Origin of the sequence: Streptomyces sp. NPDC092296, from assembly GCF_044755465.1 — a bacterium.
Classification (GTDB): Bacteria; Actinomycetota; Actinomycetes; order Streptomycetales; family Streptomycetaceae; genus Peterkaempfera.
In genome coordinates this window covers 785,000-797,732 of the sequence record NZ_JBIVRB010000001.1, presented here as the reverse complement: position 1 = coordinate 797,732, position 12,733 = coordinate 785,000, and the positions used below count along the sequence as shown (strand labels likewise).

Sequence of the window (12,733 nt, the reverse complement as noted above, 5' to 3'; positions counted from 1 at the left end):
CGGGGTGGCTGGCCGCACCAGGGTCTGTCGGTTTCGGCGTATTCCGGTGAGGATGGTCCGAGTGTCCGAGCATGACAACTCCGAAGGGGCCGCAGGCCGCTCCCGGAGGGCCGCGGATTCAGCGGGCAGGAGAAGGGGAGGTGGTGGCCGGGTGGGGGTGACCTACAAATACTTCGGTGCACCCGACCGCGCCACGGCCGCCCGCGTACCCATAGCACTCGGCCACGACGGCCTCGGGCTCGACGCCGGAGAGCTGGGCACCCTGGGCCGCCTCGGCGACCTGATCGGCGCGGAGGAGCGGATCGAGGCCGAGGAGCGGGCCTACGAGCGCGAGGACGCGGCCAGCCGCCACCTGTCCACCAAGATCAAGCCGGAGACGATGAGCGCCATGGTGCTCACCGGCATCAAGGGCGTGCCACTGCACCAGGTGCCCCCGCTGGAGCTGGTGGTCCTGCACCCCGACTACGCGCTGTGGCAGCTGCCGCCCAGCGTGGTCGAGCCGCTGCGCAAGGCCGACGAGACCGAACTCGGCGCCGCCGCCTTCATCTGGTCCACCGTCCCCGACCGCCGCGGCCCGCGCGACGCCTTCGTGATCTACGAGATGCTCCACGAATGGCAGGATTTCGCCAACCGCCTCCACGACGCCGGCCACCAACTCTTCTGCCTGGTCTGGCCCTGACCGCCGCCCCGCCCGGCTGTCCATTTCCAGCCGCTCCCAAGCACTCGGAGCAGGCAGGCACGCTGCCGAGCGGGGCTGTTCCGACGCGGCCAGGCCGTAGTCCATACGCCTGTAGGGTCGGGGCGTGGCAACGCTCGCTCTCTCCAGCACCGATGACCTGCTGCCCCGCAGCCTCCCCCGGGAGGCCGCGGAGCACGGTGAAGTCTTCACTCGGCGCTGGGTGGTCGAACTCATCCTTGATCTCCTCGACTACACATCCGAGAAGGATCTCGCCGGCCTGAGAGTCGTCGAGCCAGCGTGCGGAGCCGGTGCATTCCTCACCGTGCTCGCCGCCCGGGTCAGCGCCTCCTGCCGGATCCATGGGCGCCCGATCACCGATGCCGCCGGCGCAGTCCAGGCATACGACCTTCTCGAACACAATGTCGCCCAGAGTCGAGCGCTGGTCGAAGAAGTGCTCTGTGCGGACGGCTGGGAGCGAACCGACGCCAAGCGGACAGCGTCCGGCTGGGTGCGCACCGGGGACTACCTGCTCCAGGAGCGTTCGCATCAGGACGCGGACTTCGTCATCGGCAATCCGCCCTATCTGAGACTGGAGGACGTGCCCGGCGATCGGATGGACGCATATCGCCGGGTGTGTTCCACGATGGGTGGTCGAGCCGACATCTACGTCGGCTTCTACGAGACGGCGCTGAAGAGCCTGAAGCCCGGCGGGCGGCTTGGCTTCATCTGCGCCGACCGCTGGATGCGAAACCAGTACGGCCGCAAGCTCCGTCAGCTGATCGAGCAGCGATTCAGCGTGGACCTGGCCCTGGTCATGCACGATGTGGACGCCTTCCAGGACCAGGTGTCCGCCTACCCCGCGATCACACTGCTCTCGAACAGGTGCCAGGACGTCGCCGTCACCGCCGACACGAACCGTGCCTTCGACGGATCCCAGGCCTCATCCTTCCTGTCCTGGTACCGGTCCCGCGACAGCAGTCCCATTGCCACCGAAGCATTCCAGGCAGCCCGTCTTCCCCACTGGTTTCCCGGCGAGGATTCCTGGCCCGCTGCCTCCCCGGCAAGGCTTGCGGTTCTCGAAGACCTCAGCGAACGCTTCCGTCTGCTGGAGGACACGACCACCGGTACGCGAGTCGGCATCGGGATCGCCACGGGCGCCGACAAGGTCTTCATCACCCACGATGCGAACCTTGTGGAGCATGACCGTCTCCTCCCGCTGGCCATGGTCCGGGACACCACCAGCGGGACCCTCCGATGGAGCGGAACTCATCTGGTCAACCCGTGGAATTCCCGAGGCGAACTGGTGGACCTCGCCAGGTATCCACAGCTCTCAGCGTATTTCCGCCGGAATTCTGGCACGCTGCGCAAACGCTATGTGGCGGTGAAGCAACCGGAGCGCTGGTACAAGACAATCGACAAGGTCGACCCCCGTCTGACCGGTAGGCCGAAGCTGCTCCTGCCCGACATGAAGCTGACGATCCATCCGGTGCTCGACAGTGGTTCGCTGTACCCTCACCACAACTTGTACTACATCGTCTCGGATACCTGGGACCTGCGCGTACTCGGTGGCCTGCTGCTGTCCAAGGTCGCCGAGGCGTTCGTAGAGGCATACGCAGTCAAGATGCGTGGGGGCACGCTGCGGTTCCAGGCGCAATATCTCCGCAAGATCCGCGTGCCCGCCCCCGAGGCGATCCCCGAAAGCGATCGGGTCGCGCTTGCGGATGCCTTCGACAAACGGGACGTCAACGCAGCCACCGAGGTCGCACTGCGAGTGTACGGGCTTACCGAGCTACCCGATTAGGAGGAAAAGATCTTGACGGTCACCCGCCAGGACTTCGAAGACGCTGTTGCGGCCTACTGGGGCGTCAAGCAGGCGCAGATCGAGCAGTCCCTCATCAAGGAAGCGGTCGGAGCCGGTACGGCCGGGGCAGTGCGAGGGGGCAAGCACTTTGACGCCATCGCCGTTCTGCTCGCGAAGTTCTTCCTCGAAGCCGGGTACCCGCCCGAAAGTATCAGGATCGCCAGGTCGCAGCGTCTGGAGCTCCCCGGCTATTACCGGCCGCAGAAGCAGTGGGACGTCGTCATCACGCACGAGAACACGCTGGTGGCCGCGTTCGAGATGAAGGCACTCGGCGGCCCGTCGTTCGGGAACAACTACAACAACCGGGTCGAAGAGGCGCTCGGCAGCGCGGTCGACCTCCGCCGAGCGGTCCTCGCAGACCTCTACACCGGCGAGAAACCCTGGTTGGGCTACTTCTTCATCATGCAGGACGAGGCAGGGTCCCGACGGCCGGTCAAGCCCGCTACGGGAGCTCTTCCGGTCGAGGAGGTCTGGCACGGCATGTCGTACCAGGACCGCTTCGCACTCTTCTGCGAGCGGCTCATGGCCGAGCAGCTCTACGACGCCGTCTGCTACGTCACCTCGTCGGCAGCCGACCCCAAGCCCACAGAGCCGGTGCCCAGCCTCGACTGGAGGCACTTCTCGGCTGCCATCACCGCGCGGATCTCCTACCTGAAGGAGCTTGGACTGCCGGGCCACACCCGGCAGGCTGTCGGCGGCTGGGACGCGGTGTGGCCCGGCGCCCGAGCTCAGGGCGGTCCTGCGGCGCTTTGAAGGCACGGGCCTCGACCTCCGTCCGATATCCGTCGAGGGACGGGCCGCCGACCGCGTTTCGTTGGGCGGCCCGTCGCGTACGCCCGTGATCAGCACCCGCGCCCTCAGCCGCATGGACGTCCCCGACTGCGGCTGCCTGCTCTGTGACGCGACCAGCGATCAATCCGCGTGGGATGTACGTGGCCGCCGGATCGCGGTGAGTGTCAGCGAGTACGGCCGGCACGTCAACGGGGTGGCCGGAGCAACCTGCCCGGGAGCTTCGAGAAGCTCGTGTGCATCGCGGACGCGCTCCGTATCCCGGGCCACATGCTCGGCCTCGCGCCCCGCTCCTGGGAGGCGAATCCGCCCACCCCCGGGCCTGCGTCCCGCACCACGAACGAGAAAGACGTGAGCACAGTGCAGCGCAGGCAATTCCTCCGAGCGGGCTCAGGCGCCGGCCTGGCCGCCGCCCTCCCCGAACTCGCCCACCCCGCCAAAGGCCGATGGGTCGGCAAAGGCCTGCCCGACCAGCTCCGTCGGCGCGCCGCCTGGACGATGTACTCGGCGGAGGCGACACCTACCGCGCTGGGTGGACGGCACCGAGCTCCAGATCATGTCCGGCCGTTGCTGGACCGAACTGCGCAGGCCCCTGCGGGCCGTACCCGTCCTTGAAGCCGCCCTCGCCGGATTCGACGACAGCCGCGCTCGGGACGAGGCCCTGTACCTGTCCTGGCTCGCGGACTCCTACTTGGCAGCCGGCGAAGTCGAGCAGGCCGCCACCACCGCAGGCCGCGCACTGGACCTCGCCCACGGGGTGGCCTCCGTCCGCCCCCGCGCCCGCCTCCGTCCACTCCTCAAGCGCCTCGGCGGGCACAGCGGGCTTCCGGCTGGGGACGCCGTGCTGGAGAAGGTCGCCGTCTGAGAGCTACGGGGTCGCCTGCGGCCCCGTACTTTCCGCGACCCACCGCAGGTACGCCTCTGACCCCGCCACGATCGGCACCGCGCACACCTCGGGTTTCTCCCACGGGTGGTGCTCCAGCAGGTGCGCCTCCAGTTCCGGGTACCGCTCGGTGGTCGCCTTGAGGAGCAGGTGCCACTCCTCGCCGGTGCCGAACTCCCCGAGATGCCAGAACACCGACACCACGGGCCCCACCACCTGCGCCCCGGCCGCCAGCCGCCCCCGCACCACCGACTCCGCCAACCGGACGGCCTGCTCGCGCGTCTCGGTAGCGGTGGACACCTGCACGAACTCAGTCATGGACGGAGCCTATTCACCCATCCGCCGTCCGGAGGGCCGGACGGACCGGACAGCTACGCCGCGACCGGCCGCCATGGGCTCGCCGCCGTCGCGTACTCCCGTGATCAGCACCCTTGGCCTCAGCCACATGGTCCTTCCCCGGCTGTCGGGACGGGACCGGATTGATCGCTGCTGTGAGTGATGCCGGTGCTCCCGTCTGCGACCGAAGGCTCCGGGGGCGGGACCGGTCAGGGGTGGGGGGAGTAGCTTGGGGGTAGTGGGAGCACTTCGTATGCGGGTGTCCATGGCCGCGTCGCTCTCGCGGAGTGACAATGCCGGGCGGGTTCGGCCCGCTCGGGGGCAGGTCTGCATCATGTCGTCGACGACCGTTCCTCGAATCGCGTCCCCGCCCGACGTGGCGGCGGCGCCGCCCAGATTCACGTTGGAGCCCGCCGGCAGTCCGCCGGGCCGGCTGGCCGGGGCCTGGTGGCCCAGGTCGCGGGAGATCGCCCGGGAGCTGCCGCCGCTGGTGGCCGAGCTGGACCGGCGGCTGGGGCGGATCACCCGGGTCACCGTGCACCGGGGGATGTGGCCGGACATGCCGCGCAAGATGCAGGTGGCCGGGCACACCGTGCACCTGGGCTGGTTCGACAGCGAGCAGGACCGGGACGAGATCTGCCTGTTCTCGTACCAGAGCGGCCGCTGGGACCTGCTCGTGGTGCCGCCGGAGACCGACCCGCGTACGGCGGAGCGTGCCATGGGCGCCGCCTCGGCGGCGGGCAACAGCCGGACCGTCCATGAGCTGCTGGCCGGGCCGGCGGCGGACGACGGCCAGGAGCCGGTGCGGACCTGGGAGGCGGAGGGCGGCGCGGTCCCTGCCGAGGACGGCACCGAGGCGCGGGCGGACGTCGCCCGGGAGCGGCGGGCCCACTGGCCCACCGTGACGGACTGGTCGTAGCGGCGGAAGACGGCCGGAGGCCCACGGTCCGCGCGGTGGCGGGCCGTGGGCCTCCAGTCGTTCGGGTGGCCGGTCGGCCGGGTCTCAGATGGCCGGGACGTTCACCCAGAAGCGGGTGTCGTTGCTGAGGTTGGCCGAGTTGTTGTTGAGCTGGTCACGAATCCAGTAGACCGCCGTCCGGTAGTTGTTGATGTCGGTGGTGTTGGGGTTGCTCAGGCCCGACGAGCCGTTGCGGTGCCCGGCGAACCAGGTATTGGTGCCGTAGTGGTTCTGGCTCTGGTGCAGGCAGGAGACGTCCGCGCTCAGGTTGCTGTTGAGCGCGGCACCGTTGTTCCACTGCGAGGCGCTCTGCCCCTGGAACTGGCTGCACGCCGCACGGAGCATCATCCAGTTCTGCTTGAAGATGCCGAAGTTGGCGGCGTCACCGCTCTTGTTGTCGCCGTAGGCGTAGTTGCTGGTCATGGTGTCGGTCTCCAGCATGGCGACCGCCAGGTCCAGCACATTGCCGCCCGCGTTGCGGACCTGCTGCTTGCGGCTGCCGAGGCCGCTGACCGTGTACGAGCCGCAGCTCATGCCGGACGGGCAGCTCACGCTACCGCCGCCGGAGCCCCCGCTGGAGCCACCGCTGGACCCCCCGGACCCGTTGCCGGTGTCGGCCCGGCCGCCCCGGACGACACAGGACTGGTTGTTCTCCCAGCCCCAGCCGTCCCCGTCCGGGTCGCTGGCGCTGCCGTTGTTGCAGTACGGATAGCCGTTGGGCGCGGTCGCGGCGGTGGCGGCCGGGGCGGTGAGCAGGATGCTGCCGACCAGTGCCAGGACGGCGGCGAGCACCAGTGCTGCGAGGCGTTTCGTCATGGTGCGGCTCCCTTGGTCTGGGGTGGGGAAGGGGTGCGCGGAACGGTCAGCCGATCTTGCAGGTGGTGCCGTTGAGGGTGAACTGGGTGGGCACGCCGTTGGTACCCGGGCTGGAGGTGCCGTTGAGGCCGAAGTTCACCGAGCCGCCGGCCGGGATGACATTGGTCCACGCCTCGTTGGTGACGGTGACCTGCTTGCCGCTCTGGGTGGCCTTGGCGTTCCAGATCGAGTTGATGGTCTGGCCGCCGGGGAAGGAGAAGACGAGCTTCCAGCCGTTGATGGCGCTGCTGCCGCCGTTCTTGACGGTGATGTCGGCGTTGAAGCTGGTGCCCCAGTCCGACAGCTGGTACGCGACGGAGCAGCCCGAGCCGGTCGGCGGGGTGGTCGGCGGCGTCGTGGGCGGCGTGGTCGGAGGCGTGGTCGGAGGCGTGGTCGGAGGCGTGGTGGGCGGCGTGGTCGGGGGCGTGGTGGGCGGCGTCGTGGGCGGCGTGCTGCCGCTCTTGGCCGCCATCCGGGCCGAGTGCGCACGGAAGACCGACAGCTCGGGGGCTCCGGCCAGCACTCCGTAGTTGGGGTCCACCTGGCGGTCCTCGTACCACCAGAAGGCGCTGCCGTCACCGCCCGCCGCCTCGAAGTCGCTGTAGATCCCGGTCCACCAGGTCGACCGGTCCACGTTCTGCGTGTTGAACTCACCCAGGAAGAAGGGCTTGCCGACCACGTCGTGCGAGTCGCTGATCCAGGCCCGGATGAGCTTCTGGGTCTGGGCCAGGGTCAGGTTCGCCCAGGGCTCGTTCGGGTACGGGTGGGCGGAGGTGAAGTCGATGTACGGCGACTGCTGGACGTAGACGAAGGGGTTGCCCTCGTCACCGCCGAAGCCGTACTTGGTGCCGTGCCCCTCCAGACCCGCGTCCAGCATGTGGTTGGGGTCGATGCCCTTGATGTAGGCACCCATCTCGTCCACCCAGGCGCGCAGCGTGGTGCCGTTGACGTTCTCGGCGGTGCTCTGGTTCTGGTAGCGCGGCTCGTTCATCAGCTCCCACGCGAAGATGGTGGGGTCGTCTTTGTACTTGACGCCGCTGTAGTGGTTGGTGCGGTTGAGCGCGTAGTTGACGTAGTTCTTGTACGAGGTGAAGCAGCCGGGGCAGCGGCTCTTGTCGAAGAAGGCCGCGCGGCCCGGGTCGCCGCCGTTCAGGCCCTCCCACTTCAGGCGGGTGTCGATGCCGCCGTACGCCTCCCAGTAGTTCTCGAAGACCGGGATGAGCTTGATGTTGTGCGCCTTGGCCGACTGGATGATGTAGTCGAACTCGGCCCACTCCTGCTCGTTGTAGACGCCCTTGGACTTCTCGAAGCCGTGCCAGTCCTCATGGCTGAACATCCACAGCCGCAGCACGCTGACCTTGTCGGCCTGGAGGTTCGCGAACTGGGCGTCGATCCGGGTCTTGTCCATGTACTGCGTCTCGGTGTCGCCCGAGCCGCTGCCGTAGGTGAACAGGTCGTAGGTGTTCGCCCCGGCGAAGTAGTACTGGCTGCCGTCCAGGCAGAAGTGAATGCCGCACCGGTAGGCGAATCCGCTGGGCACCGCCGCCGAGGCGGGGGTGCGTACGGCGGCCAGTCCTGCCACGGCGAGTACGGCGGCGACCAGGATCGCCGCGGGCCGGGACCACCACCTGGTGGCCGGGGGCTGGTGTGTCACTCTCGTGTCCTTTTCGTCGCGCCGGCTCGGTTGAGCCGGCGGGACGGCCGGGGTGCGGCGATCACCAGAGCCTGACAACGTTGTCCAGAAATCTCGATAACGTTGTCAGCTTCAGCGGGAAGCGTCGCGGTCCACAGCCGTCCAGGGTGGTGGGGCCCGGCTCACGCGACTCGCGGGATGCCGGAGCGGCCGTACTCGGCCTGTTGCTCCAGGGCGCTGACGATGGAAGCACTGCGCCGGTCCAGCGTCAATGGACCCGACAGAAGTGGCCGACCGCCGCCCCCGGGCGTCCAGGCCACGACCGGGCCACGACCGGCACGGCCAGGCCCCGGTCGGGGCAGCGCGGCGGCTGCCCCGACCGGGGCCAAGGGCAGGGCTACTTGAGGTAGGGGCCGTCGGTGCCGATCTTGCCGGGCGCGGCGTTCCTGCCGCCCAGGTCGAGGACGTACACCCGCAGGTTGCCCTTGCCGGAGGCGGCGATGGACAGGGTGCCGCCGGTGACGGTCTTCACCTCACCCGTGACGGCGTCCTGGTAGGTGCCATTGGGGATGCCGGTGAAGGTGGCGCCGTCGGTGACGGCGACCAACGCGAAGCTGTCCACCCCGGCCGCGGCGTCGGTGTAGCGGCGCTTGAAGGCCATGCCGCCGCCGCTGACGCCCTCGGTGGAGTACTGGCCCATCTGGAGTGCCGGGATGGCCCGGCGGATCAGATTGAGCCGCTGGACCTGCTTGACCAGCGGCTGGGCCAGCGTGGTGGCGACCGGGCCGCCGGCGCTGTCGACCTTGCCGAAGTCCGAGGCGGTGACGCTGCCCTCCACATGGTCGCCGTAGTAGGCCCGGCCGGTGCCGGCCAGCGGGCAGCTGGGCCCGCAGTCGATGGTCCTGCCCGCCTGGAACTGGATCTCCGAGCCGTAGTACAGCGTCGGGATGCCACGGAAGGTCCACATCAGGGCCATGTTCTCGGCCCAGGCCGCCTCGCCGCCGGTGTAGCGGACGGAGGACTTGTTGGGCCCGTAGTCATGGCTGTCCACATAGACGACGTTGTAGGTGGCGTCGTTGGTGGCGTCGTCGGAGTCCTTGCCGTTGTTGAAGGCGTTGTGCGCGTCGCCGAAGTTCATGTGCATGCGCATGTCGATGATGTTCATCCCGGAGAACTTGCTGTGGTCCGGGGTGTGGTACGCGTTGCCGTCCAGGAAGGCGTTGCTGGACGTCGGCTGGTTGCCGGTGCCCAACTGCTCCTCGTAGTCGTACTGGTCAAGGGCGGCCTGGGTGTCGTCCGCGCTGTACTCCTTGCGCTCCTTCCAGGTGTAGAACTGCGCGGAGTGGTTGACCGAGCCCCGGTTCCACTTGTCGTTGACGAACGCGCCGACCTCGCCGAAGACGAAGAAGTCGGCCCCCTTCTCCGGCCCCCAGTCCTGGGTGACCCGCTGCTGGATGGCGGGCAGGAAGCGCCGGTTCCAGGTGACCCGGGGGATGTGCACGGCGGTGTCGACCCGGAAGCCGTCCACACCCATGTCGATGTACTTGTCATAGGCGCCGATCAGGTAGTTCTGCACCTCGGCGTTCTCGGTGTCGAAGTCGGCCAGGTCGTCGGCCAGCCAGCAACTGCGGGAGTCCTCGCCCTCCCAGTTGCCGATCCAGCACTGGTGGTAGTACTTGGCGGGGAACATGCCCGAGGTCGGATCGGGCCACTGGCAGTTGTAGAGCGTGTAGCCCTCGGGGCTCCTCTGCCCGGTGGGCCTGCCCCAGTTGAGGCAGGTGTTGCCGGGCGGCTCCTCGGTCGACCAGAGGTCGCCGTTGTAGTACGACTTGCCGGTCGTGGGGTCGATGGTCAGACCGTCGTACTCGAAGCCCGGCTGCTTCTCGTCGTAGTACCAGGACCACTGCGCGTCGCGCACCCCGTAGACGGTGGGCACGAAGAGGCCCTTGGCGCCCCAGCGGGAGCTGTGGTTGTAGACCACGTCCTGGTAGATCTTGATGCCCTTGGCGTGCGCCGCGTTGATCAGGTCCTGGTACGAGGCACCGGCGGACTCCAGGCGCGGGTCCACCCGGTAGAAGTCGTAGCCGTGGTAGCCGTGGTAGTCGTAGTCCGAGCGGTTCAGCACCACCGGGGTGATCCAGATCGCGGAGAAGCCCAGCGCCTTGACGTAGTCCAGCTTCTGCACCAGGCCCTTGAAGTCGCCCCGGAACATCGGGTCGTGGTCGGCCGCGTTGCCGGAGGCGACGTCCTGGTTGCCGCCCCGGTCATTGCTGGTGTCGCCGTCGTAGAAGCGCGCGGTGAGCACGAAGTAGATCGGGTCCTTGCGCGGGTCGGTGCCGATCATCTCGCCCGGTTTGGCGGCCGGCGGCTTGCTGCCGGTGGTCGCGGTGGCCGGGGCGGAGGCGGCGGAGATGTTGCCGGCCGCGTCCAGCGCCCTGACCGTGTACGAGTAGGTGGTCTTCTCCTCCAGGCCGGAGTCCGAGTAGACGGTGGAGCTGACGTTCAGCACCACGGTGCCCCGGCTGCCGCCGGTCCGGGTGACCTGGTAACCGGTCACGGCGGTGTCGTCGCTGGAGGGTTCCCAGGTCAGCACGGTGGAGACCTCGGTGGCCGTCGCCTTCACCGAGCTGGGCACGGTGGGTGCCCGGGTGTCCGGCACCACCTCGGCGCACGGGTCCTTGGCGTTCTTGGTGACCTTCCTGTCCTGGACCGTGCTCAGGCCGGTGGGCAGGGCGTAGTTGTTGCCGTTGTTGTTGTCCCAGACGCCATTGCCGTTGTTGAAGGTGACGGCGAGCCCGGTGGCGGTGCCCAGGTCGACGGTCTTCTGCACCCAGCCCGAGCAGGCGGCCTCCATGCCGACGCCGGGCACGGTGGTCCAGGCGCCGCCGTCCGGCGCGTAGTGCAGGTTGACCGTCGGCCAGCCGACGCTGGTGGTGGAGTAGAACACCGTGGCGCTGTGGCCGCCCTGAGTGGGCGTCGGGCTCGGTGACGGGTCACCGCCGGAGCCGTCGCCGCACGGGTCGCTGTGTGCGATCACCCCGTCCTTGACGGTGAGGGTGCCGGTGCCCAGGTCGTAGTTGCGGCCCCCGTTGTTGTCCCAGGTGCCGGAGCCGTTGTTGAAGGTCGCCTGGAGGCCGGGCGCGCTGCCCAGGTCGACGGTCCTCTTGACCCAGTCCGTACAGGCGGCCTCCATGGCCACACCGGGGACGTCGGTCCAGGCGCCGCCGTCCGGCGCGTAGTGCAGGTAGTAGCTGCTCCAGTTGCGGGTCTTGGTGTAGTAGAACACCGTCGTGCTGCCGGCACCGGTGGCGGTCGGCGTCGCGGACGCGGCTCCGGCCGGCTGCACACCGGTGGCGAGCAGGCCGATCAGCAGGGCCAGCACCGGGACCAGGACCGCCGGTAGCGGTATTCGTCGCCGGGAGGTTCGGGGGGTTCGGGAGGTTCGTGGTCTCAACGGGATCTCCTCGGGCGGGGCCGTCGCGCGGACGGCCGGAGGTCGACGGAAGAACCGTTTCCGCAGGGCTCACCGCGCCCAGAGCGCTGCAAGTTCTTGCGGAGCAGGGGCGCTTGGGACTCCCGTACGACCCCGGAACAGGTGGGAACGCCACACACGGAGCCCCTGGCCACCGCCCGCCGCTCCCGTGCCCCACCGACGCCCGACCGTCGGACGGACCGTGGAAACAGCCCGCCGACCGGCCGCCGGCTGCGCGGACTCCGGGGTGTGGGGTCCGCGCAGCCGGACTCGGTCGCCCGGGGACGCACAGCGACGCCGCGGCAGGGAGCACCGCATCCTTGCGCAAGATGCTGCAAGAACTGTCAGGGAGGCTACCCAGGCAGGACAGGCCCGTAAAGACTTGTGACAGCACGAAGCCGCCGTCACCGGCCCGCCAGGCGGACAGGTGACGGCGGCTCAGCGGCTGCGGGTCAGCCGGCGTTGATGCAGGTGTTGCCGAAGGCCGGGTTGAGCAGCCCGATGATGTCGATGCTGTTGCCGCACAGGTTGATCGGGACGGCGACCGGGATCTGAATGGTGTTGCCGGAGATGACGCCCGGCGAGGCGTTCGCAACACCTTCGGCGTGGGAGCTCGCCATCGCGGAACCCGCACCCGCAGCGACGAGGCCGGCGGCGGCAAGGGTGACGGCGGCCACCTTCTTGGGCGCGTTCATTGCACTCTCCTCTGATGCTCTTGCCCATACGTGAACGACAGGCACTCGAACTGTCCGCGTGAACCAACGAGGGACCGGCCCGGAGGACATGGCCGGGTGACGTGAATTCACCCGGCCGACCCGCGCACCGCCGTCGGAGCGTCCATCCGGGTGATCGCGGCCGTGAAGGCCGTTCCCCGGACGGCGGGTTCATCGTTCTTCAGCCCGAGGTCCGATTCACCACCTCAGGAGAGAGAAGTCATGCGCAACATCGCCAAGACGGCGCTGGGCACCACCACCGCAGCCGGCCTGCTGCTCGTCGGCGCCGGTGCCGCCGCCGCTGCGGGCTCCACCGCCGAGGGCGCCGCCAACGGCTCGCCCGGCGTGGTGTCCGGCAACACGATCCAGGTCCCGGTCGCGGTACCGGTCAACCTGTGCGGAAACACCGTCAACATTCTGATCTCGCTGGTGAACCCGGCTTTCGGGAACGTCTGCATCAACAGCTGAGACGGTGCCGGGCCGCTCCCTGAGGGTGAATCTCCACCCCGCTGGACCGCCTCGACATGCGGCACATGCCGGCGTGTGCCAAAACT

Annotated in this window: 11 protein-coding genes; 6 read left to right on the top strand and 5 right to left on the bottom strand. The window is 68.8% G+C overall.

Annotated features, from left to right (window positions below):
• Positions 1 to 52 precede the first annotated feature (52 nt).
• The 4 genes from ACIQGZ_RS03725 (at position 53) to ACIQGZ_RS03710 (ending at position 4,194) form a co-directional block, all read left to right on the top strand.
• Positions 53 to 679 carry a hypothetical protein gene (locus ACIQGZ_RS03725; protein WP_402599122.1) on the top strand — a complete coding sequence of 209 codons (627 nt, stop codon included), beginning with the start codon at positions 53 to 55 and terminating at the stop codon, positions 677 to 679.
• Positions 680 to 803: 124 nt separating this feature from the next.
• Positions 804 to 2,480, top strand: a complete 1,677-nt coding sequence (locus tag ACIQGZ_RS03720; protein WP_402599120.1) for an Eco57I restriction-modification methylase domain-containing protein — start codon at positions 804 to 806, stop codon at positions 2,478 to 2,480.
• A gap of 12 nt (positions 2,481 to 2,492) precedes the next feature.
• Entirely contained in the window at positions 2,493 to 3,293 is an 801-nt protein-coding gene (locus ACIQGZ_RS03715; protein WP_402599119.1) for a PaeR7I family type II restriction endonuclease, read from the top strand.
• 568 nt (positions 3,294 to 3,861) lie between these two features.
• On the top strand, positions 3,862 to 4,194 hold the full coding sequence (locus tag ACIQGZ_RS03710; protein ID WP_402599117.1) for a tol-pal system YbgF family protein: 333 nt from the start codon (positions 3,862 to 3,864) through the stop codon (positions 4,192 to 4,194).
• A 3-nt stretch (positions 4,195 to 4,197) separates the two neighbouring features.
• On the opposite strand, the gene cutA is transcribed toward ACIQGZ_RS03710, so the two are convergent.
• Positions 4,198 to 4,530, bottom strand: coding sequence for a divalent-cation tolerance protein CutA (cutA, locus tag ACIQGZ_RS03705; protein ID WP_402599116.1), 333 nt, complete (start codon positions 4,528 to 4,530; stop codon positions 4,198 to 4,200).
• A 352-nt stretch (positions 4,531 to 4,882) separates the two neighbouring features.
• Here cutA and ACIQGZ_RS03700 point away from each other — a divergent pair, with 352 nt between their 5' ends.
• Entirely contained in the window at positions 4,883 to 5,467 is a 585-nt protein-coding gene (locus tag ACIQGZ_RS03700) for a DUF5994 family protein (protein WP_402599115.1), read from the top strand.
• Between the two features lie 84 nt (positions 5,468 to 5,551).
• Here the strand turns inward: ACIQGZ_RS03700 and ACIQGZ_RS03695 are convergent, their stop codons facing one another.
• The 4 genes from ACIQGZ_RS03695 to ACIQGZ_RS03680 all read right to left on the bottom strand — a co-directional run bounded on the left by ACIQGZ_RS03695 (position 5,552) and on the right by ACIQGZ_RS03680 (position 12,161).
• Positions 5,552 to 6,322 carry a carbohydrate-binding domain-containing protein gene (locus tag ACIQGZ_RS03695; RefSeq protein ID WP_402599114.1) on the bottom strand — a complete coding sequence of 257 codons (771 nt, stop codon included), beginning with the start codon at positions 6,320 to 6,322 and terminating at the stop codon, positions 5,552 to 5,554.
• Between the two features lie 46 nt (positions 6,323 to 6,368).
• Complete coding sequence (locus ACIQGZ_RS03690) at positions 6,369 to 8,015, bottom strand: cellulose binding domain-containing protein (RefSeq protein WP_402599112.1); 1,647 nt, start codon at positions 8,013 to 8,015, stop codon at positions 6,369 to 6,371.
• 376 nt (positions 8,016 to 8,391) lie between these two features.
• Positions 8,392 to 11,376, bottom strand: a complete 2,985-nt coding sequence (locus ACIQGZ_RS03685; protein WP_402599111.1) for a carbohydrate binding domain-containing protein — start codon at positions 11,374 to 11,376, stop codon at positions 8,392 to 8,394.
• Between the two features lie 542 nt (positions 11,377 to 11,918).
• Positions 11,919 to 12,161 (bottom strand): chaplin, encoded by a 243-nt coding sequence (locus tag ACIQGZ_RS03680; RefSeq protein ID WP_402599110.1) that lies wholly within the window; start codon positions 12,159 to 12,161, stop codon positions 11,919 to 11,921.
• Positions 12,162 to 12,401: 240 nt separating this feature from the next.
• Between ACIQGZ_RS03680 and ACIQGZ_RS03675 the strand changes: the two genes are divergently transcribed.
• Complete coding sequence (locus ACIQGZ_RS03675) at positions 12,402 to 12,647, top strand: chaplin (RefSeq protein WP_402599109.1); 246 nt, start codon at positions 12,402 to 12,404, stop codon at positions 12,645 to 12,647.
• Positions 12,648 to 12,733 lie beyond the last annotated feature (86 nt).